At 46.3% G+C, this 26,402-nt stretch carries 29 protein-coding genes and 1 pseudogene; 11 read left to right on the top strand and 19 right to left on the bottom strand.

Annotated features, from left to right (window positions below):
• The first annotated feature begins 100 nt into the window (after positions 1-100).
• The 5 genes and pseudogenes from ACQE3Z_RS00215 (at position 101) to ACQE3Z_RS00235 (ending at position 2,296) form a co-directional block, all read left to right on the top strand.
• On the top strand, positions 101-340 hold the full coding sequence (locus tag ACQE3Z_RS00215) for a hypothetical protein (protein WP_426971542.1): 240 nt from the start codon (positions 101-103) through the stop codon (positions 338-340).
• Positions 341-440: 100 nt separating this feature from the next.
• Positions 441-689 (top strand): regulatory protein YcgZ, encoded by a 249-nt coding sequence (gene ycgZ / locus ACQE3Z_RS00220; RefSeq protein ID WP_426971544.1) that lies wholly within the window; start codon positions 441-443, stop codon positions 687-689.
• Between the two features lie 198 nt (positions 690-887).
• Positions 888-1,199, top strand: coding sequence for a hypothetical protein (locus ACQE3Z_RS00225; RefSeq protein WP_426971546.1), 312 nt, complete (start codon positions 888-890; stop codon positions 1,197-1,199).
• 185 nt (positions 1,200-1,384) lie between these two features.
• Positions 1,385-1,850 (top strand): annotated as a pseudogene (locus tag ACQE3Z_RS00230) (AraC family transcriptional regulator).
• Between the two features lie 38 nt (positions 1,851-1,888).
• On the top strand, positions 1,889-2,296 hold the full coding sequence (locus ACQE3Z_RS00235) for a DUF2000 family protein (RefSeq protein ID WP_426971547.1): 408 nt from the start codon (positions 1,889-1,891) through the stop codon (positions 2,294-2,296).
• 120 nt (positions 2,297-2,416) lie between these two features.
• On the opposite strand, the gene ACQE3Z_RS00240 is transcribed toward ACQE3Z_RS00235, so the two are convergent.
• Together ACQE3Z_RS00240 and ACQE3Z_RS00245 are read right to left on the bottom strand one after the other, a co-directional pair.
• On the bottom strand, positions 2,417-2,773 hold the full coding sequence (locus tag ACQE3Z_RS00240) for a hypothetical protein (RefSeq protein ID WP_426971548.1): 357 nt from the start codon (positions 2,771-2,773) through the stop codon (positions 2,417-2,419).
• A gap of 168 nt (positions 2,774-2,941) precedes the next feature.
• Positions 2,942-3,451 carry a MarR family winged helix-turn-helix transcriptional regulator gene (locus ACQE3Z_RS00245; protein ID WP_426971550.1) on the bottom strand — a complete coding sequence of 170 codons (510 nt, stop codon included), beginning with the start codon at positions 3,449-3,451 and terminating at the stop codon, positions 2,942-2,944.
• Positions 3,452-3,598: 147 nt separating this feature from the next.
• Here ACQE3Z_RS00245 and ACQE3Z_RS00250 point away from each other — a divergent pair, with 147 nt between their 5' ends.
• The 3 genes from ACQE3Z_RS00250 (at position 3,599) to ACQE3Z_RS00260 (ending at position 7,283) form a co-directional block, all read left to right on the top strand.
• Positions 3,599-4,762, top strand: a complete 1,164-nt coding sequence (locus ACQE3Z_RS00250) for an MFS transporter (RefSeq protein WP_426971551.1) — start codon at positions 3,599-3,601, stop codon at positions 4,760-4,762.
• Positions 4,763-5,374: 612 nt separating this feature from the next.
• Positions 5,375-6,385 (top strand): AI-2E family transporter, encoded by a 1,011-nt coding sequence (locus ACQE3Z_RS00255; protein WP_426971552.1) that lies wholly within the window; start codon positions 5,375-5,377, stop codon positions 6,383-6,385.
• Positions 6,386-6,704: 319 nt separating this feature from the next.
• Complete coding sequence (locus tag ACQE3Z_RS00260; protein WP_426971553.1) at positions 6,705-7,283, top strand: GNAT family N-acetyltransferase; 579 nt, start codon at positions 6,705-6,707, stop codon at positions 7,281-7,283.
• A 107-nt stretch (positions 7,284-7,390) separates the two neighbouring features.
• Here ACQE3Z_RS00260 and arnF read toward each other — a convergent pair whose 3' ends face one another.
• The 8 genes from arnF to ACQE3Z_RS00300 form a co-directional block, all read right to left on the bottom strand.
• Positions 7,391-7,771: a 4-amino-4-deoxy-L-arabinose-phosphoundecaprenol flippase subunit ArnF gene (gene arnF / locus ACQE3Z_RS00265; protein WP_426971554.1), complete on the bottom strand. Its 381-nt coding sequence runs from the start codon at positions 7,769-7,771 to the stop codon at positions 7,391-7,393.
• Positions 7,768-8,100, bottom strand: coding sequence for a 4-amino-4-deoxy-L-arabinose-phosphoundecaprenol flippase subunit ArnE (gene arnE, locus ACQE3Z_RS00270; RefSeq protein WP_426971555.1), 333 nt, complete (start codon positions 8,098-8,100; stop codon positions 7,768-7,770). Before arnE ends, arnF begins: the two co-directional genes overlap by 4 nt.
• Complete coding sequence (gene arnT / locus ACQE3Z_RS00275) at positions 8,097-9,767, bottom strand: lipid IV(A) 4-amino-4-deoxy-L-arabinosyltransferase (protein WP_426971557.1); 1,671 nt, start codon at positions 9,765-9,767, stop codon at positions 8,097-8,099. Before arnT ends, arnE begins: the two co-directional genes overlap by 4 nt.
• Before the next feature lie 19 nt (positions 9,768-9,786).
• The gene (arnD, locus tag ACQE3Z_RS00280) at positions 9,787-10,671 is read right to left on the bottom strand and encodes a 4-deoxy-4-formamido-L-arabinose-phosphoundecaprenol deformylase (protein WP_426971559.1); all 885 of its coding nucleotides are present in this window, start codon (positions 10,669-10,671) and stop codon (positions 9,787-9,789) included.
• Positions 10,668-12,647, bottom strand: coding sequence for a bifunctional UDP-4-amino-4-deoxy-L-arabinose formyltransferase/UDP-glucuronic acid oxidase ArnA (gene arnA, locus ACQE3Z_RS00285; RefSeq protein WP_426971561.1), 1,980 nt, complete (start codon positions 12,645-12,647; stop codon positions 10,668-10,670). Before arnA ends, arnD begins: the two co-directional genes overlap by 4 nt.
• A complete protein-coding gene (gene arnC, locus ACQE3Z_RS00290; protein WP_426971563.1) occupies positions 12,644-13,630 on the bottom strand; it encodes an undecaprenyl-phosphate 4-deoxy-4-formamido-L-arabinose transferase in 987 nt (328 codons plus the stop codon). Before arnC ends, arnA begins: the two co-directional genes overlap by 4 nt.
• A 1-nt stretch (position 13,631) precedes the next feature.
• Entirely contained in the window at positions 13,632-14,768 is a 1,137-nt protein-coding gene (arnB, locus tag ACQE3Z_RS00295) for a UDP-4-amino-4-deoxy-L-arabinose aminotransferase (RefSeq protein WP_426971564.1), read from the bottom strand.
• A 256-nt stretch (positions 14,769-15,024) separates the two neighbouring features.
• Positions 15,025-16,707 (bottom strand): ArnT family glycosyltransferase, encoded by a 1,683-nt coding sequence (locus ACQE3Z_RS00300; RefSeq protein WP_426971565.1) that lies wholly within the window; start codon positions 16,705-16,707, stop codon positions 15,025-15,027.
• 278 nt (positions 16,708-16,985) lie between these two features.
• On the opposite strand from ACQE3Z_RS00300, the gene ACQE3Z_RS00305 reads away from it, so the two are divergent.
• Together ACQE3Z_RS00305 and ACQE3Z_RS00310 are read left to right on the top strand one after the other, a co-directional pair.
• Entirely contained in the window at positions 16,986-17,930 is a 945-nt protein-coding gene (locus ACQE3Z_RS00305; protein WP_426971566.1) for a formyltransferase family protein, read from the top strand.
• Between the two features lie 601 nt (positions 17,931-18,531).
• On the top strand, positions 18,532-19,233 hold the full coding sequence (locus ACQE3Z_RS00310; protein WP_426971567.1) for a response regulator: 702 nt from the start codon (positions 18,532-18,534) through the stop codon (positions 19,231-19,233).
• Between the two features lie 147 nt (positions 19,234-19,380).
• On the opposite strand, the gene ACQE3Z_RS00315 is transcribed toward ACQE3Z_RS00310, so the two are convergent.
• On the bottom strand, positions 19,381-19,539 hold the full coding sequence (locus ACQE3Z_RS00315) for a hypothetical protein (protein WP_426973092.1): 159 nt from the start codon (positions 19,537-19,539) through the stop codon (positions 19,381-19,383).
• Between ACQE3Z_RS00315 and ACQE3Z_RS00320 the strand changes: the two genes are divergently transcribed.
• Entirely contained in the window at positions 19,499-20,272 is a 774-nt protein-coding gene (locus ACQE3Z_RS00320; RefSeq protein ID WP_426973019.1) for an ATP-binding protein, read from the top strand. The genes ACQE3Z_RS00315 and ACQE3Z_RS00320 overlap by 41 nt on opposite strands.
• A gap of 30 nt (positions 20,273-20,302) precedes the next feature.
• Here the strand turns inward: ACQE3Z_RS00320 and ACQE3Z_RS00325 are convergent, their stop codons facing one another.
• The 8 genes from ACQE3Z_RS00325 to radC form a co-directional block, all read right to left on the bottom strand.
• A complete protein-coding gene (locus ACQE3Z_RS00325; protein ID WP_426971569.1) occupies positions 20,303-21,379 on the bottom strand; it encodes a porin in 1,077 nt (358 codons plus the stop codon).
• Between the two features lie 1,336 nt (positions 21,380-22,715).
• Complete coding sequence (locus ACQE3Z_RS00330) at positions 22,716-23,234, bottom strand: hypothetical protein (protein WP_426971570.1); 519 nt, start codon at positions 23,232-23,234, stop codon at positions 22,716-22,718.
• A gap of 2 nt (positions 23,235-23,236) precedes the next feature.
• The gene (locus ACQE3Z_RS00335) at positions 23,237-23,674 is read right to left on the bottom strand and encodes a hypothetical protein (protein WP_426971572.1); all 438 of its coding nucleotides are present in this window, start codon (positions 23,672-23,674) and stop codon (positions 23,237-23,239) included.
• Between the two features lie 426 nt (positions 23,675-24,100).
• Entirely contained in the window at positions 24,101-25,024 is a 924-nt protein-coding gene (locus ACQE3Z_RS00340) for a DUF4942 domain-containing protein (RefSeq protein ID WP_426971573.1), read from the bottom strand.
• A 31-nt stretch (positions 25,025-25,055) separates the two neighbouring features.
• Positions 25,056-25,184, bottom strand: coding sequence for a hypothetical protein (locus ACQE3Z_RS00345; protein ID WP_426971575.1), 129 nt, complete (start codon positions 25,182-25,184; stop codon positions 25,056-25,058).
• Entirely contained in the window at positions 25,181-25,561 is a 381-nt protein-coding gene (locus tag ACQE3Z_RS00350; protein WP_426971576.1) for a TA system toxin CbtA family protein, read from the bottom strand. The genes ACQE3Z_RS00345 and ACQE3Z_RS00350 overlap by 4 nt, the downstream gene beginning before the upstream one ends.
• Positions 25,562-25,593: 32 nt before the next feature.
• Positions 25,594-25,920, bottom strand: coding sequence for a type IV toxin-antitoxin system YeeU family antitoxin (locus ACQE3Z_RS00355; protein ID WP_046888481.1), 327 nt, complete (start codon positions 25,918-25,920; stop codon positions 25,594-25,596).
• A 10-nt stretch (positions 25,921-25,930) separates the two neighbouring features.
• Positions 25,931-26,398 carry a RadC family protein gene (gene radC / locus ACQE3Z_RS00360; RefSeq protein WP_154299257.1) on the bottom strand — a complete coding sequence of 156 codons (468 nt, stop codon included), beginning with the start codon at positions 26,396-26,398 and terminating at the stop codon, positions 25,931-25,933.
• Between the last annotated feature and the right edge of the window lie 4 nt (positions 26,399-26,402).

A 26,402-nucleotide genomic window follows, 5' to 3' on the forward strand; every position in this document is an offset into this window, starting at 1 on the left:
AATTGATCGCCGCAGCTTATCCATTTTCATCATGAAACAGGTTTAATTGATCTGCCGCAAGTTCAGTCTTTTCTTACTCTGCCAAATTATGGCGCAGAGGATGTTAAAAACCTTAGCAAGCGTGAGGAAATATTATGACAATGAAAATGGGCTTAGCTGGATTGTTGCTGGTGTGGTTGGTCTACGTAGGTTGGATGGTCAGTTATTACAGCAGCACCTTCAGTCTGTTCCAGTACTAAGGCAACAATGGCCTGCGCAAACAGGCCGTTTTGCTATTCCTTCCTCCCGGGCAGATGCGCATGTATCTCTTCTTCTGTTTCGGATCAAGAACGATCCGTAATACATTCAGCAAAAAATACCTGTACAGCTTTTGTTTTTTTGTATAGTTTAGCCTGCATCAACGCTAGCTTATTTTATAATCTGACCATGAGGCGCCAATGATGCCGCAGCAACGATGGACACCTGAAATCAACAAGGCACTTGCTCCGCGTTTTGAAATGGCAGATATGGATATCCCTACTCAGCAGGAAACGCTGGGACAGATCGTCGCTGATATTTTAAGAGCGGGACAGAGTGTTAATCGCAAAGCGATTTGCGCCAGGCTGCTAACGAAACTGGATGGCGTATCCAGCAAGGAAATGGAAATGCACTATCATGGGCTGTTGGCTCTGGTGCTGGGGCGAGAGTAATGTTCCGACTTAAGTGCGCTCTCCAGTCTGTTTTTTTGTATCAATAATCTGTTTTCACGCTATGTATAGCTGCAGTAAAACTCTCCTGATTCTGACGTAGTTGTCGCCGTAAGGAACAGCTGGCGTCTGAAAAGCGCACCCGGTTATTCCGTATCGCCTGAATAACCGGTTTCCTTTAACATCAGCACAGGAGAGAGTTTGGATAAAGACGATTTTAAGAATGTGCATGTAGCCCTTGGCGAAGCGGTGATGTCGATTCTGGACAGCCAGAGTGCTTTAAGTAATCACGCCATCATGGATAAATTACAGCAGCTTGCCAAAAGCGAGACTGATGAAGAAAAAGTCATGTCTTACCGGGAGGCAAGAAAAGTATTCAGACACATCCCGCGGTCAGTGACGGGGCTCCGTCGAAAAGACGCCGGCAACACTGACGCAAAAATGGTTAAAATTCCGCAGAACCGCCTGGTGCTCCGAAGAGCGCGTAGCGAGAATCGCGAGGATAGAGACTAAATAAAATACCGGCAGGCTGCATAGTAGCCTGCCGGTATTTTTTATTAACCGATTGGCTTTTTCCCTGCTGCCAGCGGCACCGCTGAATTTTCTGACAAAGATTTCCTGCTGGCGAAAAAATGGATAAGGTGGATATCGGATCTGGCACTCAGCCAGACGATTTAATCCTCCTGGCGGAATGAAAAATGCCAAAATCCGTAAACAGCGACTGGATAAATTTGCAGCGGGAGCCTGAAACCAGCATCGAAAGCGTACATGCGCATTTCTATGGTCATGCTTATGATCCGCACGATCATGATGAGATGCTGGTGGGCGTGACGCAAACGGGGCTGCAGCGCTTTAACTGTCATCGTACGCTGCATACCAGCCGTCCCGGTCGGGTGATCCTGATTGAGCCGGGCGCGGTGCATGACGGCCACGCGCCAGTTTCAGAAGGCATTTGGTCAGTCACCCCATGCTTATCTGGTGCGGCTACGTACCGCCCGCATGCTGTTAACGCAGGGATTCAATCCGGCAGAGGCGGCAGCTCAGGTAGGCTTTGCCGATCAACGCCACTTTGGCCGCTGGTTCCGGCGCGCCTACCGCATCACCCCAGCCCAGTATCAGCATCAGTGCACAAACGTTCTATACGCGCGGGCACCACTTCTCTGATGATGGCTTCTGTTGTTAATCACCGGAGAGCCTGATTGATGTTTGATACCAAAGTCGCACTTATTGTTCGTCACGATCTGGCGATATGGCAGCGCCTGAACGTGGTGGCATTCCTTGCCAGCGGCGTGGCGTCTGCGGCGCCGGAGATGATGGGTGAACCCTATATTGATGCGCACGGCAATCGCTACGGCAATATGCTGGGCCAGCCGATGCTGATTTTTGAAGCCGATCTTAACGGCCTGCAGAGTGCCCATCGTAAAGGGCTGGAAAAAGAGCTAACGCTGATCCCCTATGTACATGCGATGTTTTCCACCGGGCATGATCATGCTAACCGCGAGGTTTTTCTGGCGGAGGATGCGGATAACCTGGATCTGGTTGGCCTGGCGCTACGCGGCCCTAAAAAGGCGGTAGATAAAGCGATAAAAGGGCTGGCGCTGCATAAGTAAGCCTGACGCGCAGACGGGTTAAAGCATCGCGGCGTTATCGCTGTTGGCAAACACTTATCGACAGCAGCCTAAAAATCAAAAGGCCGCAAAGGCGGCCTTTTATTAACAGGGATTAGGGCGTTATTCGCTGACTTTGTTTTTCAGATCGCTGGCGCCTTCTTTGGTCTTATTCCAGCCTTTCTCGGTGCCTTCTTTGGTAGCGTTCCAGCCTTTTTCGGTGCCTTCTTTGGTTTTATCCCATGCTTTCTGCGTACCTTCGCTGGCTTTGCTGCTCAGGTTATCGCTTTTCCCTTCTGCCGCATGCTCTGACTTCAGCTTCATCTCTTCGCCCTGATGCTGCGTCTGATGCAGCTTTTCTTTTGCGGTATGCGCGCCTTCATGCGCGGTAGCAACGGTGTCATCCGTAGCGTGGGTGGTTGCCGCAAAAACCGGAGAAGCCAGCAGCAGTGCAGATAGTGCCATGATTGTTTTTTTCATCTTTCCCTCACCAAATAAAGGTTATCAATCTAAAAGTATAGTTAACAATGGCACGATAAAGCGGTTTTCGCCTTCAGAATAACCTGTAAAAAACAGATCGCTGTTTCCTCGACGGTCATAAAAACAGGCACTGTTTACGCTGATCATCGCTTGCTGCTGACGTCTTCTTTACCGTCCGACATCGCTTTGCTCATCCGGACATGCCACCAGCAGTTTCCGCAGCAGCGTTTCCAGCGCTTTTTGCTGCTCAGGGTTTAGCGTTGCAAGCAGCGTCTGCTGCGTGGCGGTATGTACATAAAGCGCCTGCTCAATCTGGTCTGCGCCATGCCGGGTAAGGCCCACCAGCATGCTTCTGCCATCGGCTGGATCGGCGATGCGCTCGATTAATCCCTCCTGTTCCAGCCTGCTCAGCCGGTTAGTCATGGCACCAGAGGTCACCAGCAATGATTTATACAGCTGCGTTGGTGTAAGGCGGTAAGGTTCCCCGGCTCGCCTGAGCGTGGCCAGCACGTCAAATTCGCCTTCACGGAAGCCGAACGATTCCAGCGCGTTGGCCCGAGCCTTGCTGAGATGCTTTAACAGACGGAGCATACGGCCAAAAATCTTCATCGAAGAGGTATCCAGCTCCGGCATTGTTTCTTCCCACTGCCTGATTACAAAATCAATATGGTCCTGCATTTCTCACCTGCTGATAGTAAAGAGTATTTGTCGATGAATGCGGCGCGGCTTTTATTATCTGGGTATCTATCTTAACGTTAAGATAAATATCCGGTGCGCTTTCTGCCGGGTTGGCACCTTCCCTTAAGCCCTGTAGAGAGGCCCGCTATGAAAAAATCATTATCACTTCCCGTTATATTTGCTCTGACCGCTTTTCTTGTCGGGCTGAATCTGCGACCTGTCCTCTCCGCCGTTGGGCCGCTTTTTTCCCAGCTAAATAGCGCATCCGGGCTATCGGGCATCCAGTTTAGTTTACTCACCACTTTGCCCGTTATCATGATGGGGCTGGCTGCGCTTGGCGGCCCCGAGCTGTTACGACGAACCGGTAGCGTGCGCGGCGTCGCCGCCGGGCTGGCACTGCTGGCATTGGCCTGCCTGTTGAGAAAGTTCAGTCTCTCCTCATCATGGCTAATCGCCACCGCCTTACTGGCTGGCAGCGGCATCGGCATCGTCCAGTCATTACTGCCTGCGCTGATTAAGCAGAATTATGCCAGGTATTCCGCTACGTTAATGTCGTTATTTTCAACCGGCATTATGGCCGGTGCCGCCGTCGCCGCAGCCACCGCAGCGCCAATGTCCAGCGCGATCGGTACGGCAAACACTTTTGCCGCTGCCGGCTTGCCGGTGCTGCTGGCGCTGGGCGTTTGGACGCTGCAGACCAGACGTTCCGCCGCGCTACCGATGATGCAAGGCTATCACGTTCGTCTGACAGGACGCGCATGGCTGTTAATGTTCTTTTTTGGCATCGGAACCGGTGCCTATACGCTGGTGCTGGCCTGGCTGCCGCCTCTTTATATTCAGGCTGGCTGGAGCGCCCGCAGCAGCGGTTATATCCTGGCAGGATTAACGCTGACGGAAGTTGTGGCAGGTTTTATGGTAACGGCGGTTGTCCACCGTTTCCCGGATCGGCGCGGGCTGCTAATTATGGTTCTGCTGTTACTGTTAGCCGGGCTGGTCAGTTTGATCGTTGCGCCTGGCACTACGCCGATTCTTTCAACGTTACTTCTTGGCGCAGGTATTGGCGCACTGTTTCCACTTTCGTTAACAGTTACGCTGGACCACGCCGCTACTCCGTCGGAAGCGGGACGTCTACTGGCCTTCGTGCAGGGCGGCGGCTATCTGCTGGCCGCTCTGATGCCTTTGATCGCGGGAGTGGTGCAGGATCATACTGATTCTTTGGCTACCGCCTGGGTCATTATGAGTGTCGGCGTTATCCTGTTGATCTTTATCGTATCTCATCTTCGTCCAGTTCTTCGTCCAGTGAGGAAATAACAACCTTGTCAGGAGATAAAGCAGAGCTGCCTCCGTCTGCCGGCAGGCCAAATATATAGTCATTGTGCTCGAGAGGCGACGAGCAGGCAGCTCTGCGATTAGCTGATTTATCAAGGCTATTAAACCGACGGCTAATGTTTCAGGAAAAAGCGAGTGTTTTATGAAGCGTTACAGACGGTCATTAATAAAATCGACACGGTACTATAACATTCTGGATAAAATAGAGACGCACTGGGTGAGTGTTTCAGGATACTCAATAATAACCGGCACTTTGTGGTAGCTTAATCATAATAAAATTCAGCATAAAACTATATTGCAAGTACAATATTGGTGCCTGTTTTTTAAGATAGATAATCATGAGTGTTTTTTACGTTAGCCGTGGTTAGATCATTGATTATAAGGGGGATCCTGCGAAACCAGCTTGTTTAATTTATGTATGAGAGCACGCCCGTGCACTCAACCTGCACATTAGACATATGAAATTACGTTAAATATTTTTTACTGGCTTGACCTTGATAGATATTGCAAACATATTGAACTACTGAGTATTGTTCCTGATTTATATGAATATATAAGGTTAATTTTTAAAACCCCTAAAACATGAAAATGATATTGTCTCTTCCTCAAAATCAAGCCTGTACACTGGCAAGTTTTGCTATGTCAGCAGCAACTCTGATGTTTATAATGCATTTTCATCTGCTCGCTGGCGTTTTTTTTAGTTTTTTTATCTACAGCCTGCTTAGCTATAGTTCTAAAAAGCTAAAGAAATTTTTGCCTGAATCACTGGCTAATCTTCTGGCGGTTTTAATTGTACTTTGTCTGTTAGGTATTGGTTGTTTTTACCTTTTGACTAAAGGGGTAAACTTTTTTTCATCGGGATTTCCATCCAGCAGTGAACTTATCAACTCTTTTTCAGAAATTTTGAAAAGCGCCGGGAGTACATTTCATCTTTTCTCTGATATGGATATCCCTGAGTCATTTGATGAGTTTAAATATGCTGCAATTAAATTAATAAAGTATCATATTTCTACTTTTGCACTGGTAGGGAAAAATGCATTGCATCTTGCTGCAACAGTGGTGATAGGTTTAATTATCGCTTTAATGATTTTTTTGCAGCATGATTCACCCCCGTATTTCCAGGCACCTTTAACTCAACAGCTATCAAATCGAGTAAGTAATTTTTACCTGGCGTTTAAGAATTTTTTCCATGCTCAGATCAAGATTTCCCTGTTAAATACTTTTTTTACAACCATATTTCTTTTCCTTGTTTTACCTGTTGTAGACATTGCTCTCCCCTATAAAAAAACCATTATTCTGGCTACATTCTTTTTGGGCCTGCTCCCGGTAGTTGGCAACCTGATATCCAATACCATTATTACCTTTATTGCTTTATCAATATCATTGAAAGCGGCTCTGTTAAGTATTCTTTTTCTTATCATTATTCATAAGCTGGAATACCTTTTTAATGCTAATTTCCTGGGAAAGTCTTCAAAAGTTAACGTGTGGGAAATCATCCTTGCTATGGTTGTCCTGGAAACTGTATGGGGCATAGCGGGGGTTGTGGCAGCACCAGTTTTTTACTCTTACATCAAAACAGAACTTGCCCAACTAAAATTAGTTTAGAGTGTTTTATACAGCTAATGATGTAATGTGGCTAAAATGGCATTAATTAAATTTTGCTTTGGTACACTGCCATACAGGTTACATGGCAGTGTAAACCACAAAATGCCAGTTTGTTAAAACCTGAGCGCAAGTAAAGATATGTCAGTAGTGCTCTGTTTGTAATTAACGAAAATTACAAATATGATCATGCATTCTGCACAATGTAAAAAATCTTATAAGTTATTTTATCTGTTTCTTCCACATACTATTATAATTAGCATTCGTACAAAATAATGTGTTATGAGTAATTTTTTATTAACTAAATATTAAAAGGTGAAAAATGAGTATTTACGCGGTTAAAATCGATGATAACTTCCCTGATTTAAGTATTGTTAGAGAGATTAATGAAGAGGCATTTCCTGTCGATGAGCGTGTTCCTTTTGATAAGTTGATTTTAATGGCTCAGGAAGAGGGCATTAGCTTGTCTGCAGTTTATGATGGGAGTGATTTTATTGGATTTTATATGGTAATCTTTAATGAGGTGAACGCTTATCTGGCCTTTATTGCAATACGGAAGTCACAACGTTCAAAAGGCTACGGTGGCAAATTACTTCAATTCATTGCGTCGCAATACCCTGATAAAAAAATAATTTTGGATATTGAACGTGAGGATCCTCAGGCTACTAATTATGATCAAAGGCTTGCCCGGAAAAAGTTTTATTTAAATAATGGGTTTTCCCTGACTGGATTTTTCTTTGATTATGCCAATGTAGAGTTTGAAATACTTGCTAATAAACCACTTTATGACCTGGATGATGCAGTACCATTACTGAATCACATGCGTTTGCTTACACTTAAATATGATATTGAAGAGTTCAAACCTGAAATTTATTCTATGCGTAATGCAAAGAAAAACTGAGTGTAATTTTCTTGGGCATCTGAATGATGCCCTTTTCCTTATTTTTGTTAATCGTTAATACGATTTCACGAAGTGAATCGCTTTATTTAATATGTCTGACACAATAGCTATCTTGATTTTTTTGTGGGTAGTGATACACATAATAATCCAATAGCTATCAGCAATACGCCAGTAAAGCTGCTCCACCGAAAGGGCTCGTTAAATGATGGCAATAATATTGCTGCCAGCCAGACCAGAATGTAACTCAGGCTGAGTAACGGATAGAGCCGATTAAGTGGTAGATAGCGCATCGCCATCATCCAGGAAAGCATTGACATTGCATAAGCGCTCAGCCCGATGAACAGCAATAGCAACGGCTTAAGATGCGACAGCGTATCTAAATTTAGCAGCTCAATCAGAGATGGAATATCCTGCATCGCTGCGCGAAATAGCAGTTGTGCCAGTGAAACCAGCAGCACACTGAAAAGCGCAAGAACAATCCCTTTCATAAATGACTTCCCATCATCGCTACGCCCACGACGATAGCAAATGTGCCCATCCATTGCAGTAACGTATAGGTTTCGCGCCAGATTAACCGCGCGGCAATAGCCACCAGCACAAAGTTCAGGCTTAGCATCGGATAAGCGATGCTGACTGGCACCACGCGCAGTACCGCCAGCCATAGTAACATTGCTATGCCGAGCAGGAGAATGCTTGATACCAGCCACAGCATGAACCTTTTCTTATCGCGCTTTATATCGATGTGCGCTGCCTGTTTTTGGCATAACTGAGCAGCGCAGCTCAGGAAGCTAACCAGAAAAATAAGTATAAAATTCATGGTAACGAGTTATATCCATAATAGACCAGACGCCCCTGCTGATAGATATTATCTGGTGTCGGTAGATCCACATTCAGACCATCTTCACTTGCATTAAGCATCATTACCAGAGCAACCGGCCCGTGACGACGATGAGTACGCAACCAGTCAGTAAGTGCCTCTTTGGGGATATAGCGCTGTTGTGCATCGGGGTAGCTAAGGCCATACCTTATCTCCCCTTTATTATCATAAAAAGTGATGTCGCTACGTTGTAATTCCCATGCTATAGCACTGCCTATCCCAGGATTATCGGCTAACAGATAACGGCTTTGCGCGAGTTGATCGTGTATTGCGCTGATAAAGCACTGTGGTTGCTTCGAATCGCGGATTTTTTGGGGAATGGCAAAACCGATTAAAAGCGCCAACATGAGTGGACAAAGTGCCGCCAATTGCCAACGATATTTACCCGGCCTGAGGCTAAGCCAGCCTGATACGGCCCAGAAGCCAAATGCCAAAACGCCGCATATTACGCGTAACGTCTCGCCACTGGCGTATATTTTTCGATGCACCAGTCCCCAGGGGGCAATAACTATCAGCAATACAACACTAGCAACCACACCAAAAAGAATATTAATCCAGCCATTCGCTTTGAAAGCTTTTATTACCTCTGTACTACCGCTGTGTGCATAATGCGACATCAGCAAGGCCAGCGGTGCGAAACACGGTAAAATATAGGTTGGTAATTTACCTTTAGCGATGCTGAAAAAGAGCAATGGCAGCAGTACCCAGCTCAGCAGATAGACTGCGCCCGCCTGCTGATCACGTTTGTCCCAAGCGCACTTCAGTGCGCCTGGCAACAGTGCCAGCCATGGCAAGCAACCGGCCAGCAATACAGGGAAATAATACCAAAAAGGCGCTTTGTGCTGCGCATCCTGATCAGCAAAACGCTGGATATGCTCTACCCAGAAAAAATAGTGCCAGAAATCCCCTTCCTGACGGTTAATCGCCATTGCCCAGGGCGCGCTCAAGAGGATTGCCACCGCGATTGTGAAGGGCCCCCAGCGCAGTAGTTCGCCAAATCGGCGCTGCCAGATTGCCCAGGGCATAATTGCCAGCACCGGCACTACGAGCGCCAGGAAACCTTTGGTCATAAAACCCAGGCCACATGCTGCTCCAAGCAGCAGGTAACCACATAAACGTTGCTGCACACTGATGGCCTGCGCCGCAAACCAATAGCTGCACATGGCCAGCACCAGCCACAGCAGCAGGATAGGATCAAGGACCGCATAAGTGCCGATGCCATATACCAGCAACGAAGTCAGGAAAATCACGCTGCCGGTTAGCGCGATTCTCCGACTGGCAAATATCTCTCTGCCAAGCCAGTAGATCAGGGCAGCGCTTAACAAAGTGCAGAAGATCGATCCTGCACGCACGCCAAAGTTAGTATGACCAAATAGCAACTGACCGATGTTATTAACCCAGTAGCCCAGAATGGGTTTTTCAAAATAACGCAGCTCGAAAAAATGCGGAACCGCCCAGTTTCCACTGCTAATCATTTCACGACTAATTTCCGCATAGCGAATTTCGTCAGGCTGCCACAAGGCACGAAGTTCAATGGGAATGAGATAATAAAGCGCAAAAAGCGCAAAAAGCGCAAAAAAAAGCGTAGTTCTGGTACCTATACGCATCCAAAATTCCTTATTAAAATTAGCTCTGGCAGCCTAACCAGCCCTCTCGTCCCGGAATGTTTCCGCGCACGATGTTTCCTTCAGGAAGGGTGCTTAAATCGTTTGGCAGTAACTCGCTTAATGGACAGAAGCAAATGCCTAGCTTTTCTGCCCGCGTTAATAAATCGGCGAACGCAGGCAGGCCGATAATTCCTTCAACTTCGGCATGGATGGTGTATACCGGTAAGCCGTTTGCGGCCTGCATTTTTTCAAGGATAAAGTCGTTGAATCCGGCCGCGCTCACAGTCTGCCCTACAACTTCATCCCAGGTCGGCAACGTGACAGGAATCTGTACCGTACCCTGGCGGCCATCTGGTAGCCGTGGTAAAAACGGTCCAGTGCCGCGACAATCACTGTTATACCGGAAGTTAAATTGTTCTTTTGCTGCCAGTACACGCTCATCTGCTCGCCATCCTGCCACTGCTGAGCAAGTAATCTCTTCCCCAAGAAGATGTTCCAGAGCCTCTTTACCCAGTGCAATCTGTTCCAACATTTTTTTTTCTGACCAGACGCCCGCCCAGGTCTGCCAGGCGAAATGATCCCAGGCGTGTAGCCCGACTTCATGCTCTATTGCCGTAGCTCTGATGATATCGCTAAGGCCCTTACCGATTCTTCGTCCGGGCCAGGCGGTGCCTGCCAGTAAAATATCCCAGCCATAGAGTGATGCCGCGCGTGAGCGCAGCATTTTCCATAAGAAGCGCGGCTTCATGAGACGCCATAAATGACGCCCCATGTTGTCGGGCCCGACACTAAAAAAGAAACTGGCTTGTATCTGATGCTGACTAAACTGCTCCAGTAACGCCGCTACTCCATGTCTGGTTCCACGCCACGTATCCACATCTACGCGCAACCCAATTTTCTTCATGATTTATCCTGCTGCTCAACGGTGCGCAGGAAAAAATCCAGCGTATTATCGATAGTGGTATCCATCTTCACTGTCGGCACCCAATTTAGCAGGCGGAAGGCATTTTTAATGGACGGCTTGCGATGTTCTACGTCCTGATAGCCTTTGCCATAATAACTACTGCTCTCTACTTCACTGAAGCCAGCAAAAGGCGGAAAGCGATCTCGCAACGGATGGCGCTCAAAGCTCGCAAGCAGGCGTTCAGCCAGTTCTTTGATACTGGCTTCGTTTTCAGGGTTACCAATATTAACGATTTGACCGTCGCAGTTATTATGTTTGTTCTCAATAATGCGGAACAGCGCTTCAATACCGTCCTGGATATCAGTAAAGCAACGTTTCTGCGCGCCTCCATCAATCAACTTGATCGGCGTACCTTCCACCAGGTTGAGAATGAGCTGGGTAATGGCGCGCGAGCTACCGATACGTGCGGCATCCAGGGAATCAAGACGCGGTCCCATCCAGTTGAACGGACGGAACAGCGTGAAACGTAAGCCTTCTTTTTCACCGTAAGCCCAGATCACGCGGTCCAGAAGCTGTTTAGACACGGAATAGATCCAGCGCTGTTTATTAATCGGGCCGACCACGAGATTAGAGTGGTCTTCATCAAAATGTTTGTCGGTGCACATGCCGTACACTTCAGAAGTTGATGGAAAAATAATACGTTTTTTATATTTCACACAGTTACGTATGATTTTGAGGTTTTCTTCAAAATCCAGCTCAAACACGCGCAATGGATTACGGGTATATTCAATCGGCGTTGCAATTGCTACCAGCGGTAATATCACATCGCATTTCTTGATGTGATATTCGAGCCATTCAGAGTGAATGCTGATATCGCCCTCAACGAAGTGGAAGCGTGGTTGATCAAGGAAACGGCTAATAGCATCAGAACCGATATCAAGACCATAGACTTCAAAATTGTCATCCTGAAGCAGACGTTCGGTAAGATGATTACCAATGAAACCATTCACACCAAGAATCAACACGCGGGTACGACGTTGCACAGCTGATACCGGCTTTGAGTAAAGCAGCACACCCGGTACCATGCCCAGGCTTTGCGCCAGCTGACTGCCATTCATATATACGCCGTTTTCGATCTGGCCCGTGACGATTTCGAGGGCTCCTTCACCGCATGCGATGATAAAAGGATCAACGGACAGAACGGTGCCCGGTTTGGCCTGTTGCGGATTGCTGTGCACGCGCCCCTGCCAAACAACAAATTTTACTGAACCTACGAAAGCGAATGCACCCGGCCATGGGTCGGTGACAGCACGCACCAGATTATTAATTGACTGCGCTGATTGCTCCCATTCGATGCGGCCATCTTCAGGCGTACGACGTCCTACTACTGAAGCCTGGCTTTCATCCTGTGGCGTGGTGGAAATCTCACCGCGTTTCATTGCAGGTAAACTGTCATTAAGCAGCGTTTCTGCGCACCGCAGCATTTTGCGGTGTAACGTTAATGCATTGTCCTGCTGATCAATTGCAACACGCATCTGCGAGACAATCTCGCCTGCGTCGGCACGTTTTATCATGCGATGCAGCGTCACGCCGGTCTCGGTTTCTCCATTCACCAACGCCCAGTTGAGTGGTGCGCGTCCACGATATTTCGGTAGCAGTGAGCCGTGCAGATTAAAAGCACCAAATCGCGCGCTATTAAGAATTTCGTCGCTCAGCAGATTGCGATAATAGAATGAGAAAATATAATCTGGATTCATCTGCTTAATGCGATCTACCCACAGCGGGTGGTTTGCATCTTCCGGTGCATATACAGGTATGCCTTGCTCGGCAGCTAAACGCGCCACTGAACCAAAAAAATGATTCTCGGCCACTGTATCGGCGTGAGTGTAAATAGCTGTGATTTCAAAGCCAGCGGCTAACAGTGCGTTAATACCTACACAGCCCATGTCATGATAGGCAAAGACGATCGTTTTCATTGTTCAATTTCCTGTACAGAAGAAGCTTTTTGGTGCGGGTGGACAACACGTTGAATGAAGTAGCGTGGACGGGCGCGTACATCGTTATAGATTCGGCCAATGTATTCGCCGAGTAAGCCCATACCGATAAACTGAGCGCCGATAAAAATAAACAGCACTGCAAACAGCATAAAAACCCCGTCGCCGGCCCAGTCAGCCCCAAATAACAAACGCAACACAATCAGCACCAGCGAGAAAGCAAAACCGGACAGGGCAATCAGGCTGCCTACAATGCTTAACAGGCGCAACGGTGTGGTGGTCAGGCAAGTAACCAGGTCATACATCAGGTTAATCAGCTTCATAAAGCTGTACTTTGAATCACCATGCTCTCGCTCTGCATGCGCAACTGGAAGCTCAATGGTACGGCGTGCAAAGGTATTCGCGAGGATAGGGATAAAGGTGCTGCGTTCATGGCAATTAAGCATTGCATCAACGATATGACGACGATAGGCGCGTAACATACAGCCGTAGTCGCCCATCGCTTTGCCGGTGACGCGCTGAATTAATTGATTGATGGTGCGTGAGGCGCGGCGGCGGAACCATTTGTCCTGGCGATTCTGACGAACAGTGCCGACCACATCGTAGCCCTGTTGCGCGGCCTTAACCAAATTGGGAATCTCTTCCGGGGGATTTTGCAGATCGGCATCCAGGGTAATAATCAAATCACCAGAGGCATGACTAAAGCCAGCCATGATCGCTGAATGCTGACCGTAGTTGCGATTCAACAGAACACCCAGAATATGACTACCGGGCATATCAGCGGCATCGGCGATCATTTCGCCTGAGCGATCGCTACTGCCGTCATCAACCAGTAGGATTTCATAATCCAGCTTCAGTACAGCGCAGGCTTCATTCGTACGGCGTACCAGCTCAGGTAGGCTTTCCTGTTCGTTATATACAGGGATCACCACAGAAATTTTACGAATAGCTTTTTCTTCCAGCATTTCAGGCTCCAGCTAAAAGACGCAATGCACGGATAACGCGTTCAACATCTTCATCGTGCATATCCGGGAAAAGGGGGATTGAGCAGATGCGATCGCTATTCCATTCCGTATTAGGAAGGGAAAGATGCGGATAGCGTTCGCGGTAGTATTTGTGTGTATGGGCTGCACGGAAATGCAGGCCTGTGCCGATATCCTGTGCTTTTAGTGCTTCCATCAATGCATCACGGCTCAGGCCACACTGTGCTTCGTCAACCCGAATAATGAAAAGATGCCATGCGTGCTGATGCGGCCATGCAGGCTGCTCCAGCGGTAAGAATGGCGTATCGGCCAATTCAGTCAGATAGCGTTGGGCAATTTCAGCACGACGTGCGTTGAAAGCAGGCAGTTTCTGCAGTTGGACCAGCGCGATCGCCGCACTAATATCCGGCAAATTGTATTTAAATCCCGGCATGACGACTTCAGCTTGCGGCTTGCGGCCGTGAGTATGGCGATCATAGGCGTCTACACCCAACCCATGAAACTTTAGGCTGCGCATACGATCTGCCAGTTCAGCATCATCTGTAACAATCAGGCCACCTTCGGCACAGCTCATGTTTTTGATGGCGTGAAAAGAGAAGATTGCCGTTCCCTGATTGCCAATATGTTGTCCTTTGTAATAACAACCTGCTGCATGAGCTGCATCTTCAATCACTGGAATGCCGTGACGTGTGCCGACTGCACGGACTCCGTCCAGATCAGCGGGTGCGCCCGCATAATGCACCGGAATAATGGCGCGAGTGCGTGGTGTTATTGCTGCTTCAATCTGCTCTGGCGTCACCATTAAAGTGTGCCGATCAACATCAATCATTACCGGAGTGGCTCCGAGCAACGTGATGATATTAATCGTGGACACCCAAGTGAGAGAGGGCGTAATGACTTCATCGCCAGGTTTAATGCCTAGTGCGAGTAACGCAACATGCATACCTGCCGTAGCTGAGCTAACAGCAATAGCATGTTGATTGCCTGTCAACTCACAAAAAGCCTGCTCGAGTGCTGCATTTTTGGGTCCGGTTGTTATCCAGCCAGAATCAAAAACATCACGCACGGCAGCAATCTCACTTTCTCCAAACGAGGGACGTGAAAAAGGTAAAAAAGCCATATTATCCTTACCATTAATACAGAAGGTTGAGTGCGTTAAGTTAAATTTAATGCTAAAAAATAATATATTTACCTAACGTCACAACTGACGGCCGATATAGTGGGCTACAAAAAATAAACGCTAAATAAACAATTTATAAGAAAGATAGAAAGGGCACGCAAGGTGCCATTTAATTTTCATTTTGTAACATTTACACCGCGCTGGTAGTTACATTTTGCCGTCCCCTTTACGGGGTTTTATAAATACCCAATGGCAATCAATTGAGGTAACCCTTCGTTTTTGCCGTGAGTTTATAAAGTATATAAAATTCGTCGTCGTCTGCTGGCCGATGACCTTTCCAAAGAATATCTTCATTATTTTCGCTCGGAGAGGAGATAGAGGTCTGTAGCAATAACAGGCTGCAATTATGTTCCATACCATGCATCTCAACTCGCTTGGTTTTTATTCCCGTATAGTATTCAACCATGGCTCGCTGCGGCTCTCCCAGCCCTTTACTAACCAGGCATTCATTACCTTTAAGATAAGGCTTAAGGCTGAGGAAAACGTCAGAGTACCGTTTTGAGTAATCGATAGCCGGAAGACCGAGAGTCATAATGCAAGACCAGACCAGTGTAATTATGCAGAAAAAATAATAAGCATCAGGCATGTTCTTTTTTAGTCCTTGCATAAGTGCAAGACAAATAAACAACGTGGCAGCAAGAGCAGAAAAAATGAGGTTTGGATTAAACTCTGCGTTAAAACCCGGAAGATAATGGGTGACTACTTCTATAAACCAGGGGCAAGCCGACCCAAAAGCAAAGAGCAAGCCGATGGCCCATAAAACAAGCGCAAAAAAAACTGTCAGAATAATCACTGACGTGGATACTTTTTTCATGCGAAGATTTTTAGCTATGCCGGAAGCGATAATGGCAAGCGGAGGCAACATTGGAAGGGCATAAAGCTCTCGGGCGTCACTGGATGCTGAAAGTACGAAAAAGGTGATGATAAAATAAAGCAATGATGCTTTTAACCCGAATGAGTACATCTCATTCTTTTTTTTATACAAATAGTAAAATACTAAAGGAAGTGCAGGGAAAGCGTACCAGGGGAGGGTATACAGATAAAAGAAATGCCCCTTTTTAGGGCCAAGGTCGTTAGCGCCAAAGAAACGGCCAAGATTGTTATCCCATAACCAGGTAAGGAAAAGTTCTGGGGAACGTTGCCACAATGCATATAACCAAGGGGTAACTGCGCTTATGAAGATCAGAGAAGCCACAATAATCGCGATAAAGAAATCCTTTTTCCTGCATTGCTTAAATAAAAGCACAGCAAAAAAAACCGTTAACCCAAGGATCCCTGGTCCTAACAAGCCTTTGGCCAGAAAAGCAAACGCAGCGCCAATAGCAAGATATACTCCCCCAATTAAGCAACGTTTTTCTGAAGCAATTAATCCGAACAGCCCCAGGCTACAGCCGGCCAGCAGTGCAGTGTCGGTTATCATTTGATGAGAGCGAACGCATAGACCCAGACATGACAAAAATACAACTGCCGCCCATCTACCGTACCCTTTCTCAAATGTTAGCCTGGCTGCCCCGGTAATTGCTGAACATGTGATTATCATAAAAATTCCGGATGCCAGACGGGCAGCATCGGGAAGAGATAACAGAGGAGATAACAAATGAACCATTAACGCTGATATCACATAGTAAATGGGGGGCTTTTCCATGAATGGCTCCCCTGCGAGAGTGGGTACAACCCAGTCTCCAGTTTGATATATATGTAATATCAGGCCAAAAGAGTAGGCTTCGTCAGGTTTCCATGGCTCATGTCCAATAAGGCCGGGTAACATCCAGCAAATAAACAGGCCAATAAAATAAATAAGGTCAACATTACCAGAGGTTAATAACGATTTTTTATTTTCGTAGGTTTTTGTGAGTTTATTAAAGTTCTCAGTTATCATCAAAATAAGCTTATAAAATGGCAATGAGTTATACGCAAACCTGAGCTAAATGTAACCAACGCGGGTTCCAGCAGTTTTGCACGGACGTTAACGGGGTTTATAAAAACTAATCGTGCAAAAAAAAATACACAAATATTCTCTATAAATAATGTGTATCAGACGGTGTTTTTTGTTGCGTTTTAGTGTAATCGTGTAAATAAACAGTTGTTGTTTGGCATTCATTTATATAACTATTGGTATGTATATACTTCAACACATACATGTATAACGTAGGTCATATGAGGCTTGAACGATATTTTAAAAAACCTGTGGCTATCCTTTTTGGCTATCACGATATGGGCTGTGCCGGTTTGCAATCGCTGCTTGAAGCCGAATACAATGTTGTTGCTGTTTTTACGCATAGAAACAGTGATTCTGAAGAGATTTTTTTTGATTCAGTTGCCGGGCAAGCTGAAAAACTCAGTATCCCTGTTTTTTTTCCCGACAACGTTAATGAATCACAGTGCGTTGAATTAATAAAGCAACTTAAACCGGATTACCTGTTTACTTTATCTTACCGGCAAGAACTGACTGAAGAAATAACACAGGCTGCAACGTTTGGTGCTCATAATATCCATGCCTCGCTTTTACCTGCTTACCGAGGCCGCTCGCACTTGAACTGGGTCATCATTAATGGTGAGAAACATACCGGAGTAACCCTTCACAGGGTCACCCGTCAGAAAGACGCAGGTCCAATTTTAGCTCAAGCCAAAGTTACGATTGAAAAACATGATAATGCTTTGAGCTTGCATAAAAAACTTGTTCAGATGACCCGCGCACGATTACCTGAATGGTTACGGGGCTTGCAGCAGGGAACACTTATTGAGCGGATTCAGGATGAAAGGCTCGCCAGTTGTCCCGGAGCAAGGCAACCGGATGATGGCCTTATAAACTGGAAAAAATCTGCCATTGAAATCCATAATCTGATCCGTGGGATCACATATCCCTGGCCCGGTGCGTATACGATGGCGGGGGAAAAAAAGCTGATTATATGGGAAAGCTGTATTAAGGAATCTTTTTCTGAAAGTCAGCCAGGAACGATAATTTCTCTTGATCCGCTGTTAATAGCTTGTGGTGTAGGCGTGCTTGAAGTGAAACGAGGAATGTGTGGCGAAGTAAGGGACAGTGAGGCTGGCGCTATTGTCAGAGAATTAAAAGCACACTGCGGTATGCTGCTTGTATAAGAGTCTTACGCCTCGTTAAGAATGAAAGTGTTTGCACTGCTCCCAAATATGCCTGTAAAATTTTTGCTTAACAGCCGCATCCAGGGTGCGGCATAAGATTCAGTTTGCTGCGGGTTGCGGTAAATTTAATGTAGCAGGCAATACTGTACACTCATTCTATTAAGTGTCTTATCCTGTGTTGGGTGCTGGCCAATAATAATGTAAGTTCTTTGATTTTAATTGTTTCATCATAGATGATGCAAACGATAATAATAATGGCTTAACGGGTTATCAAAATTAGACATCGATAGCTTTATTAAAACCTGGATTATATTAAATGCACGGCATAAGGGAATAATGTAGTGCAACGTAATATCCATCTATTTTACATGTAGAAATAAATTAGTAAGCGCTGCTTTAATAAAGCGATGCTTGTTTTTTAATTAATCTATTGTTCATTAATGGAAAAGAATATAAAATGCCACCAGAATTTTCTTTTTTATAGGTGACGCATTATCAGCAAGGCGTTGTCTCAGAGTAATATAAATCAGAAAGATAGGTGCTTTTTGCTGAGGTTATTATGTGCTTTTTCAAAATTAAATGACTGGTCCTGGAGTTCGTTATGAGCAGGAATAAAAAACGAGTATTACTTGCGGAAGACGATACTGGCATTGCAACGATAGTAGAAGCTTATCTCCGGCGTGAGGGTTTTGACGTCATCCATGCAATTGATGGCGAAGTCGCTGTGAAAATAGCGCAGCAAACTCTCCCTGATTTTGTGATACTTGATATAAAAATGCCCAAAAAAGATGGCTGGCATGTGCTGAAAGAAATCAGAAGCTTTAGCAACGCACCGATAATGATGCTGACTGCGCTGGATGCCGATATTGATAAGGTTTTGGCTCTGAAGACGGGAGCCGACGATTATCTGGTTAAACCGTTCAGCCCGGTAGAGCTTGTCGCGCGCGTACATGTGATTCTTAAGCGAATGACTTACCACAGCCACAGTGACGAATTAAAAGTTTATCGCTCTCAACATCTGACTATTAATCAGGCGACACATCAACTCTGGACAAATGAAGGACATAAAGAAATTTCAAAACTTATCACTTATACGGAGTTTAGAATTCTCCTGCATTTGATGCGTAATCCTAGTCGGGTCTTTACTCGTTACGAATTGATTGAGGCTTGTTTCTCTGACTCCGATGTCAGCGACAGAACGGTTGATAGTCATATCAGCAAGCTCAGAAAAAAACTTGAAACGGTAGGCATATCTCATGTTCCGGAAGGAATACGAGGTGTGGGTTATCGTCTGGGGGATTAAGCATGCATAAAAATTCATTGCAACACCGTATTTTCCAACTGCTTGCTATGCTCACTGTAATTGCAACAATATTACCTATCCCCGTGTATTATCTTTACGCTTTTTTTTTATCCATGATCCAATAGAAATCATTCCCGAACCCAGTGATTATTTGCCGATATTAATATCTACTTTATTAACGGTTTTTTTATCTTTTTTTATTTCGCTTAAATTTGCAAAAAAGCTATTGCCTCCTATTACATCCATTGCAGCCTCTGCAAGGCAAATTGCCCAGGGAAACCTTACCACAAGAGCTAAGGCAGGCACGTTCTGCCTTAATGAACTTGATCTATTGGTGCAGGATTTTAATCTGATGGCTGAACGTATGGAGATCATGACGAACGATATGAAGCTCTGGAACGCAGCTATTGCTCATGAGCTGAGAACCCCTGTGACGGTTCTTAAAGGCGGGCTTCAGGGAATAGCTGACGGAGTACTTAGCGCCGATCCTGATGTCATTGCTGCATTTATGAAAAATATTGATGGCCTGTCACGCTTAATTGATGATTTGCGGACGGTGAGTTTAGCAGATTCTAATCAGCTTACACTCTACAGAGAATGGGGCGATCTCAGTCAGGAAATAAATACTATCTTACAATCACTTGAGCCAAATTTTGCTAAGCGTGGGAAAAAGCTGGTTTACAAAATTTTGGTTAACAACTGTTACGCAGATCATGTACGACTCAGGCAGGCGATACTTGCATTACTCCATAATGCGCTTGATTACGCCAATGAAGGTGTTATCAGCATTCATTGTTGGATGGGTGGCGACAAGCTTTATATTACTGTCGAAGACGAGGGGCCAGGTATAGAAGCGGAATTGCGGCATACTATTTTTGAATCGTTTTATCGAATAGATCCTCTAAAACAAACTGCTCATGGTTCATCAGGCCTGGGGCTGTCAGTGGTACGGGCAATTGCCCAGGCTCATGGCGGGACGGTGAAATGTGAAGATAGTACACTTGGTGGAGCCCGATTTGTTTTGATCATTCCAACATAAAGATAAGGCCTGCAAAGCAGGCCTTTATTATCAGAATTGATAAGTGAGGCCCAGACCCGTTTGGTCATCGTGGGCGAGTCCAAGTTGGTTGTTGCTGCTGATGCGGTTAAGCTTATAGTCAGCATAAATGGACATGTTTTTGTTGAAATAATAGCTGATAGAAAAATCCCAGTAATGCAACAGATCCTGGTCCGCAGCTGGCCCTAAATCTTTTCCTTTGGAACGGAAATAACCTACGCCAGGCACGAAGCCGTTGTCAAAGGTATATTTAGCCACCAGCTCAAGGTTTTCTGACTTATTAGCATAACCGAGTGAACGGATCGGTGTAAGATTACGCGCCTGCGCATATGTACCTGCCAGGTAAGCGTGACCGTCATCGTATTTCAGGCCTACAGCCCAGATATCAGCATGTTTACCTTCACCCAGTAAAAGATTGTTCTGGGCTTCAGTGCGGCGTGAAGATGAATATGCGCCAAGAGCAGTGATATCGTATCCGAAATCATAACTTACAGATGCACCGTAGCCATCTCCATTTGAGCGCATAGGATCGCGGGAGTTGTTTGTGCTATCATTGTTCGCGCCCTGATACTGAAGAGCAAAATTCAGGCCATCAACCAAACCAAAGAAATTGTTATTCCGATAAGTTAAGAAACCATTACCACGGCCTGTCATAAAGTTATCGGTATAGCTGAAAGTCTCGTCATCAAAAATCACTGGCGTATCTGTAATCGCTGCGACGTCATAAATCACACCGTAGTTACGTCCATAATCCAGTGAGCCCCAGTTACCAAACTTCAGACCAGCAAAACCTAAACGCGTTTTGTTTCCATTCTGCGCATCGCGACCACTTTCTGAGTGATTAGCCTGAATATTGTACTCCCACTGACCATAGCCAGTAAGTTCATTGGTGATCTGGGTCTCACCCTTAAATCCAAAACGGATGTAGGTATTGTCACCATCAATAGATGAATTTTTGCTAAAATAATGACGAGCAACGGCCTTGCCGTAAACGTCAAGTTTATTGCCATCTTTATTATAGACTTCAGCAGCGTGTGCAACGGGCGCTAAAGCTGTACCAATGAATAACGCAACAATTGTTTTTTTCATAATTATGTCTCTGTGTAATTAAGCATCTGTCTGCCTTGTAATAAAATCCTTCAAGGCTGGATGTTATGTAACAGAGCTTTTTTAAGGGCTCAACTGAATTTTTTTAAGATGTTGCTGTCGTTGGCGCTAAATCATAAGGTTTAAGCTGTATATTTACATCTTTCGACATAAAAACTCGATTTGTGTTTTAAATCTAGATTTTTATTCTGGCTAAGGGGTGTTTTTAGATTTTTATCTTGCCATTACTGAATTGTAATTTTTTGAAATAACTGTTGTGATTGCGTGTAAATCAAAAGTATTGACTTCAAATAGTCTTTAAAAAAACTATAATCAATATTATTTACATGAGCATGGTTTCTTTAATTGGGTAGTCAAAACGATGTCAAACACAATAGAGCAACAAATTGCCCAGCATTTTGAACAGCTTGGTGAAGTAAAATGCTATGATATTACTCAACTCACTATTCTGGGGAGGGTGACAATGGATTCGTTATTGAATGGCGAATTACCTGATCACAGGCAAATTCTAAATCGGCTTGATGAATTAAAGTATACTTGTAGTTCTGCCTCTTTTAAAAAAAAGTGCGCTGAACTAATTGAGGAAATTGAATATCTCTGCCCTGGTATTGAATGTGAGTATTAGTCTGGGTTGGCGAAACACCTTCTGAGGTACCAATAATTTTCTTAAACTGAAGCGGCGCGATACGCCGCGAAAATCAGGCATTTTAAATTTCAATGAGAGATGTCTCATGGTTTTTCTACTCATTCTGGCGCTCCCGGACCGCACATTAAATTAGCCATCGCTCCGCCAGCAGCTCCTCCGGTAATGCCTGCCCCGTTAATAGCCAGTTGTCTCCTGGTTTCTGAAATCTTATAGCTCATTTATCGTTTTGCCAGATGATTTCATCTGCTCTGCTATTGCACGGCTCAGCGGGGTACTTCGCGATCGGACCCTATCCGTTATCAGGTTGCGAGTTTCCTGTGCCTCACGTGCAGCCTGTTCCCATGTGATGAGGCCGAGATTAGCCCGTGGTCTAAGGTCTTCAGCCATTTCTTTAATACGCTTTGAATACTCAAGACGTAAACGAGGATCTACTGAAAGCCGGGCTGCTGCCGCTGAAACATTCCCCGCCCACTTTATAGCGTGTACCTAAATGTGTACCAATTATCTTTGGATTCAGGCGGATCGGCTCGGAAGCTTACAGACACAAAAAAGCCCGCAGGGCTTGTGCCATGCGGGCTTTCAGGACTTCGTTAAATGGCTCTGGAACCATCAAAAACTGGCGGAATCTGAATTATTTACATATCTACTTGATTTTATTTATTTTTTCGTAATTTATATTTTATTGGTATACTTAAGCGTATACCAATAACGTAAAGCGTTACCATTATTTGGGGGGGCTGGAATGGGTTCTGCCATGATTGTCATATAGGTTTTTAAGCCTGATGTTCGCTTAACACCGCGTGGATCTGAGAAGAAAGGGAGGCGCAAACGCGGTGAATCGGCAACCTTTATCGTCCAGACTGCATCACCAATAAAGTGAAAGTGAACGCTTTCATGGCTTGTACTGAGCTTTTCAAAAACACCGGAGGAATATTCGTTTCCTAAGTGCAAAGATTCAAGAACGCCATCATTGAGACTAATCAGCGTTACCGTAAGGAACTCTTCATAAATCACATCATCCGTGGTGAAAATAAGGTAGCGGTCATCATCAACCTGAACTGCCGCCTCCAGTACATGGCCGGAAACAATAACGCCGGTTGCTTTCCCTGCAACAATCACTTCTGACTTCGCTTGTTTAAATTCAGTCGCCGGACTGTTTTCAATCAAAGCCACCGTATTAACCGGCTGCATATTTATCTCCATATACGTCCCATCTCCCACGCGGCGAGTGCGCCTCCGACAAATCCACCGATGACAACACAGACAGGCGCGCCCGGCCCACACATTAACCCAGCCATCGCTCCGCCAGCAGCTCCTCCGGCAATGCCCGCACCATTAATAGCCAGCTGTCTCCCCGTTTCTGAAACCTTGTTCTCAGCCGTATAGATTTCATAAAAAGAGATGGCAATAAAAAGTACTATCAGCCCTTTTCCTGCGCGGGAAAGCCGCATCATCCTCAGATTAACTTGCGGGTTGGATTTACCAGCGGATTCAACAATGCTGGCATAAACCTGATTTTTTTGCGTTTCAGACAGGGTGTTAAAATTAACTCTGGGGCCGAAAAGTGACGTTGCTTTTTTGGCTACTAACTCATTCAGCGTTTTGCCAGATGATTTCATCTGCTCTGCCATTGCACGGCCCAGCGGGGTACTTCGCGATCGGACCATATCCATTATCAGGTTGCGAGTTTCCTGTGCCTCACGTGCAGCCTGCTCCCATGTAATGAGGCCGAGATTAGCCCGTGATCTAAGGTCCTCAGCCATTTCTTTAATACGCTTTGAATATTCAAGGCGTAAACGAGGATCTACTGAAAGCCGGGCCGCTGCCGCTGAAACATTCCCCGCCCACTTTATAGCATGTACCTAAATGTGTACCAATTATCTTTGGATTCAGGCGGATCGGCTCGGAAGCTTACAGACACAAAAAAGCCCGCAGGGCTTGTGCCATGCGGGCTTTCAGGACTTCGTTAAATGGCTCTGGAACCATCAACCAAGAATTTGGTGGGCTGGCGGAGTCTGAATTGGTTCGCTAACCAACTGAATTAAATTGCCAATTTATCAATTCAAATTTTCATTGGTGCCTAAGAGGGTGCCTAAAGCATTTTCCATTTTTTTCAGCTCGTTTTTCATCATCTCACAACGTTGGTTAGTTGAAGGGGGGAGCTGGTCTGGATAATGCTTTGCAATGATGTCGTTCATCTTCTGGACTAGCTCAGGGCGCTTGAACGTGAGATGCGCGGTGCCCTTCTGAAAGTAGCGGATGGAGAAGTATGTATCGTCATAAACATCCTTGCCAGGATTATCGCGGATGTGATTCATCAGGTTAATGGAAATGTCTGCACGATTGTCTGGTATCGCTTTGCCATCGAGCAAATACAGCATTCTTTCAAGGTCGGCCAGTTGATCACGTCTGACACCCCACGTCAGACTGAAGCCCCAACGGTTGTGCGTCACCAGATTGTTGATGATGATCTTCTTGCCGAAGTAACAAGGGCTGTTGGTTTTGTAATCCCATGACAGCCCTTTGAACACGTTGATGATACTGCGCTCAAACACTTCCGCCTTGCTTTTATGCAGCTGTTCAAAGGTGCTGAGGATATTGGCCTCACTGATGGCAGGAAGGTCGCCATCTTCCAGATTCTGATACCACTGCGTACGGGCCTGCGCATCCATCAACGATAGCATGCCGGATTTCAGCATCAGGTCGTGCCACAAGCTGCGGTCAATATTGCGGGTGATCACCGGCATCGCTTCCTCTGGCTTTTCCATCAGCCAGCAGTCATAGCGATTACCTTGTTTCATCGCCCAGTCGGCAGCTTTGCCGCCGCCGATTCCGGCTGTCAGTTGGGAAAGGGTTTCGAGTTGCTGAATCAACTGCTCAATCTGCACCAGCGCTGCATCACGTCCGGTAACGATGCGTTCGATGCTGGTGGAGCAGATAATGTCAGTATGGTCGGCCAGTACATCGGTGTCCGGTTGCATGTTGTCTCCATAAATGAAAACACCCGCCAGTTTAAGTACGGGTGTATGAGTTGAAGTGAGAGATGATGAAAAGGTTACCTTCAACCTTTACCGCGATTTTGCCCATGTTCAGCGCCAGCACGCTGATGCTTTCAGCGCAGAAGTCCAGAGCGATTTTCATTGTGTTTTGTCCTCCCGATACCGGCCTGTTGTGATGCGGGTTATGGTGCTGTAGCCGCTGCTCACTATCAGTCCGGTTGCACGACGGGCACGCAGGATGTCTATGGCACTAATCAGTGAAGAGCGTTCGGAGAGACTGAAACGGCTATGGTCGGTGCGCACCAGTTCATACCTTTCAACAATGAAATTGACGGCGTCGCACAGAGAAATACCGGCATTGATGTGCGCCTGAATTACGTTGTCGTCGCCAAACGGCGTGTCGATGAGCGTGAGGCTGTAGTGCTTATCCAGCAGATGTGTGAGCAGCAGCTGCCAGACCTGCACAGGCGACGGGCAGGGTTCAGCCGCCCGTGGCTCGGGTAAAGGTAAATTTTGCATGTGGTGTGATCCTGTTGTCAGATGCTGCGGGGTCAGCCGGTGACTGCCGGAGAGGGATAAATCGCGAGGTAAACGTAACCGTGTGAACCGAGCGTATCGGCTTCGCAGGCCAGCCCGTTGTGATGCAGTGTAACGCGTTGCTGCTGGCGGAGATTCAGCTCTCCAGCTAAAAGCATCTGTTCCAGCTGTTTCATTATCAGCGGAAAAGCTTGGTCAAGGCGCAATGCTTCATCATCGCTGAAGTCGCCGGTAAATCCTGCCCGATCAGCCAGGAAGTACAGCCGGTTGCCTTCCTGCACCAGCCTGGCACCGAAACACGGCGTTTTTCCGCACTTTAGGCCCCATTGTTGAAAATGCATATGTCCTCCTTCATGACCAGCCGCGTTCGGCGAACGAAACAATCTCTTTGCTGCCGACAATCAGATGGTCCAGCACGCGCACCTCAACCAGAGCCAGCGCTTTTTTCAGCCGTTCGGTGATGCGACGATCGGCATCGCTGGGCTCGGCATATCCGGAGGGATGATTGTGGGCAAAGATGGCCGCAGCGGCGTTGTGCCGTAATGCGGCCTTAACCACCTCGCGGGGATGAATTTCCGTACTAATGATGGAGCCGTGAAATAGGGTTTCGTGCGCCAGCAGCCGGTTCTGATTGTCCAGAAACATCACCATGAACACTTCCCGCTCCAGCCCTGCGAGGTTGAGCCGCAGCCAGTCACGGGTGAGTGATGCTGAGGTAAACGACACGCCCGGTTCACGCAGGTGATTTTCGATAAGCGTCAGGGCGCGTTTTATGGTGCGGTGTGATGAAAGTGGAAGAGATAATGCAGTTGTTTCCATAATG

The organism is Pantoea sp. FN0307 (genome assembly GCF_050113815.1).
Taxonomy (GTDB): Bacteria; Pseudomonadota; Gammaproteobacteria; order Enterobacterales; family Enterobacteriaceae; genus Mixta; species Mixta alhagi.

Excerpts from the sequence above, each read along its gene's own strand:
- ACQE3Z_RS00215 (WP_426971542.1), top strand. The coding sequence starts at position 101 with ATGTTAAAAACCTTAGCAAGCGTGAGGAAATATTATGACAATGAAAAT.
- ycgZ (WP_426971544.1), top strand. The coding sequence starts at position 441 with ATGCCGCAGCAACGATGGACACCTGAAATCAACAAGGCACTTGCTCCG.
- ACQE3Z_RS00235 (WP_426971547.1), top strand. The coding sequence starts at position 1,889 with ATGTTTGATACCAAAGTCGCACTTATTGTTCGTCACGATCTGGCGATA.
- ACQE3Z_RS00240 (WP_426971548.1), bottom strand. The coding sequence starts at position 2,773 with ATGAAAAAAACAATCATGGCACTATCTGCACTGCTGCTGGCTTCTCCG.
- ACQE3Z_RS00245 (WP_426971550.1), bottom strand. The coding sequence starts at position 3,451 with ATGCAGGACCATATTGATTTTGTAATCAGGCAGTGGGAAGAAACAATG.
- ACQE3Z_RS00250 (WP_426971551.1), top strand. The coding sequence starts at position 3,599 with ATGAAAAAATCATTATCACTTCCCGTTATATTTGCTCTGACCGCTTTT.
- ACQE3Z_RS00260 (WP_426971553.1), top strand. The coding sequence starts at position 6,705 with ATGAGTATTTACGCGGTTAAAATCGATGATAACTTCCCTGATTTAAGT.
- arnF (WP_426971554.1), bottom strand. The coding sequence starts at position 7,771 with ATGAAAGGGATTGTTCTTGCGCTTTTCAGTGTGCTGCTGGTTTCACTG.
- arnE (WP_426971555.1), bottom strand. The coding sequence starts at position 8,100 with ATGAATTTTATACTTATTTTTCTGGTTAGCTTCCTGAGCTGCGCTGCT.
- arnT (WP_426971557.1), bottom strand. The coding sequence starts at position 9,767 with ATGCGTATAGGTACCAGAACTACGCTTTTTTTTGCGCTTTTTGCGCTT.
- arnD (WP_426971559.1), bottom strand. The coding sequence starts at position 10,671 with ATGAAGAAAATTGGGTTGCGCGTAGATGTGGATACGTGGCGTGGAACC.
- arnA (WP_426971561.1), bottom strand. The coding sequence starts at position 12,647 with ATGAAAACGATCGTCTTTGCCTATCATGACATGGGCTGTGTAGGTATT.
- arnC (WP_426971563.1), bottom strand. The coding sequence starts at position 13,630 with ATGCTGGAAGAAAAAGCTATTCGTAAAATTTCTGTGGTGATCCCTGTA.
- arnB (WP_426971564.1), bottom strand. The coding sequence starts at position 14,768 with ATGGCTTTTTTACCTTTTTCACGTCCCTCGTTTGGAGAAAGTGAGATT.
- ACQE3Z_RS00300 (WP_426971565.1), bottom strand. The coding sequence starts at position 16,707 with ATGATAACTGAGAACTTTAATAAACTCACAAAAACCTACGAAAATAAA.
- ACQE3Z_RS00305 (WP_426971566.1), top strand. The coding sequence starts at position 16,986 with ATGAGGCTTGAACGATATTTTAAAAAACCTGTGGCTATCCTTTTTGGC.
- ACQE3Z_RS00310 (WP_426971567.1), top strand. The coding sequence starts at position 18,532 with ATGAGCAGGAATAAAAAACGAGTATTACTTGCGGAAGACGATACTGGC.
- ACQE3Z_RS00325 (WP_426971569.1), bottom strand. The coding sequence starts at position 21,379 with ATGAAAAAAACAATTGTTGCGTTATTCATTGGTACAGCTTTAGCGCCC.
- ACQE3Z_RS00330 (WP_426971570.1), bottom strand. The coding sequence starts at position 23,234 with ATGCAGCCGGTTAATACGGTGGCTTTGATTGAAAACAGTCCGGCGACT.
- ACQE3Z_RS00335 (WP_426971572.1), bottom strand. The coding sequence starts at position 23,674 with ATGGCAGAGCAGATGAAATCATCTGGCAAAACGCTGAATGAGTTAGTA.
- ACQE3Z_RS00340 (WP_426971573.1), bottom strand. The coding sequence starts at position 25,024 with ATGCAACCGGACACCGATGTACTGGCCGACCATACTGACATTATCTGC.
- ACQE3Z_RS00345 (WP_426971575.1), bottom strand. The coding sequence starts at position 25,184 with ATGAAAATCGCTCTGGACTTCTGCGCTGAAAGCATCAGCGTGCTGGCG.
- ACQE3Z_RS00350 (WP_426971576.1), bottom strand. The coding sequence starts at position 25,561 with ATGCAAAATTTACCTTTACCCGAGCCACGGGCGGCTGAACCCTGCCCG.
- ACQE3Z_RS00355 (WP_046888481.1), bottom strand. The coding sequence starts at position 25,920 with ATGCATTTTCAACAATGGGGCCTAAAGTGCGGAAAAACGCCGTGTTTC.
- radC (WP_154299257.1), bottom strand. The coding sequence starts at position 26,398 with ATGGAAACAACTGCATTATCTCTTCCACTTTCATCACACCGCACCATA.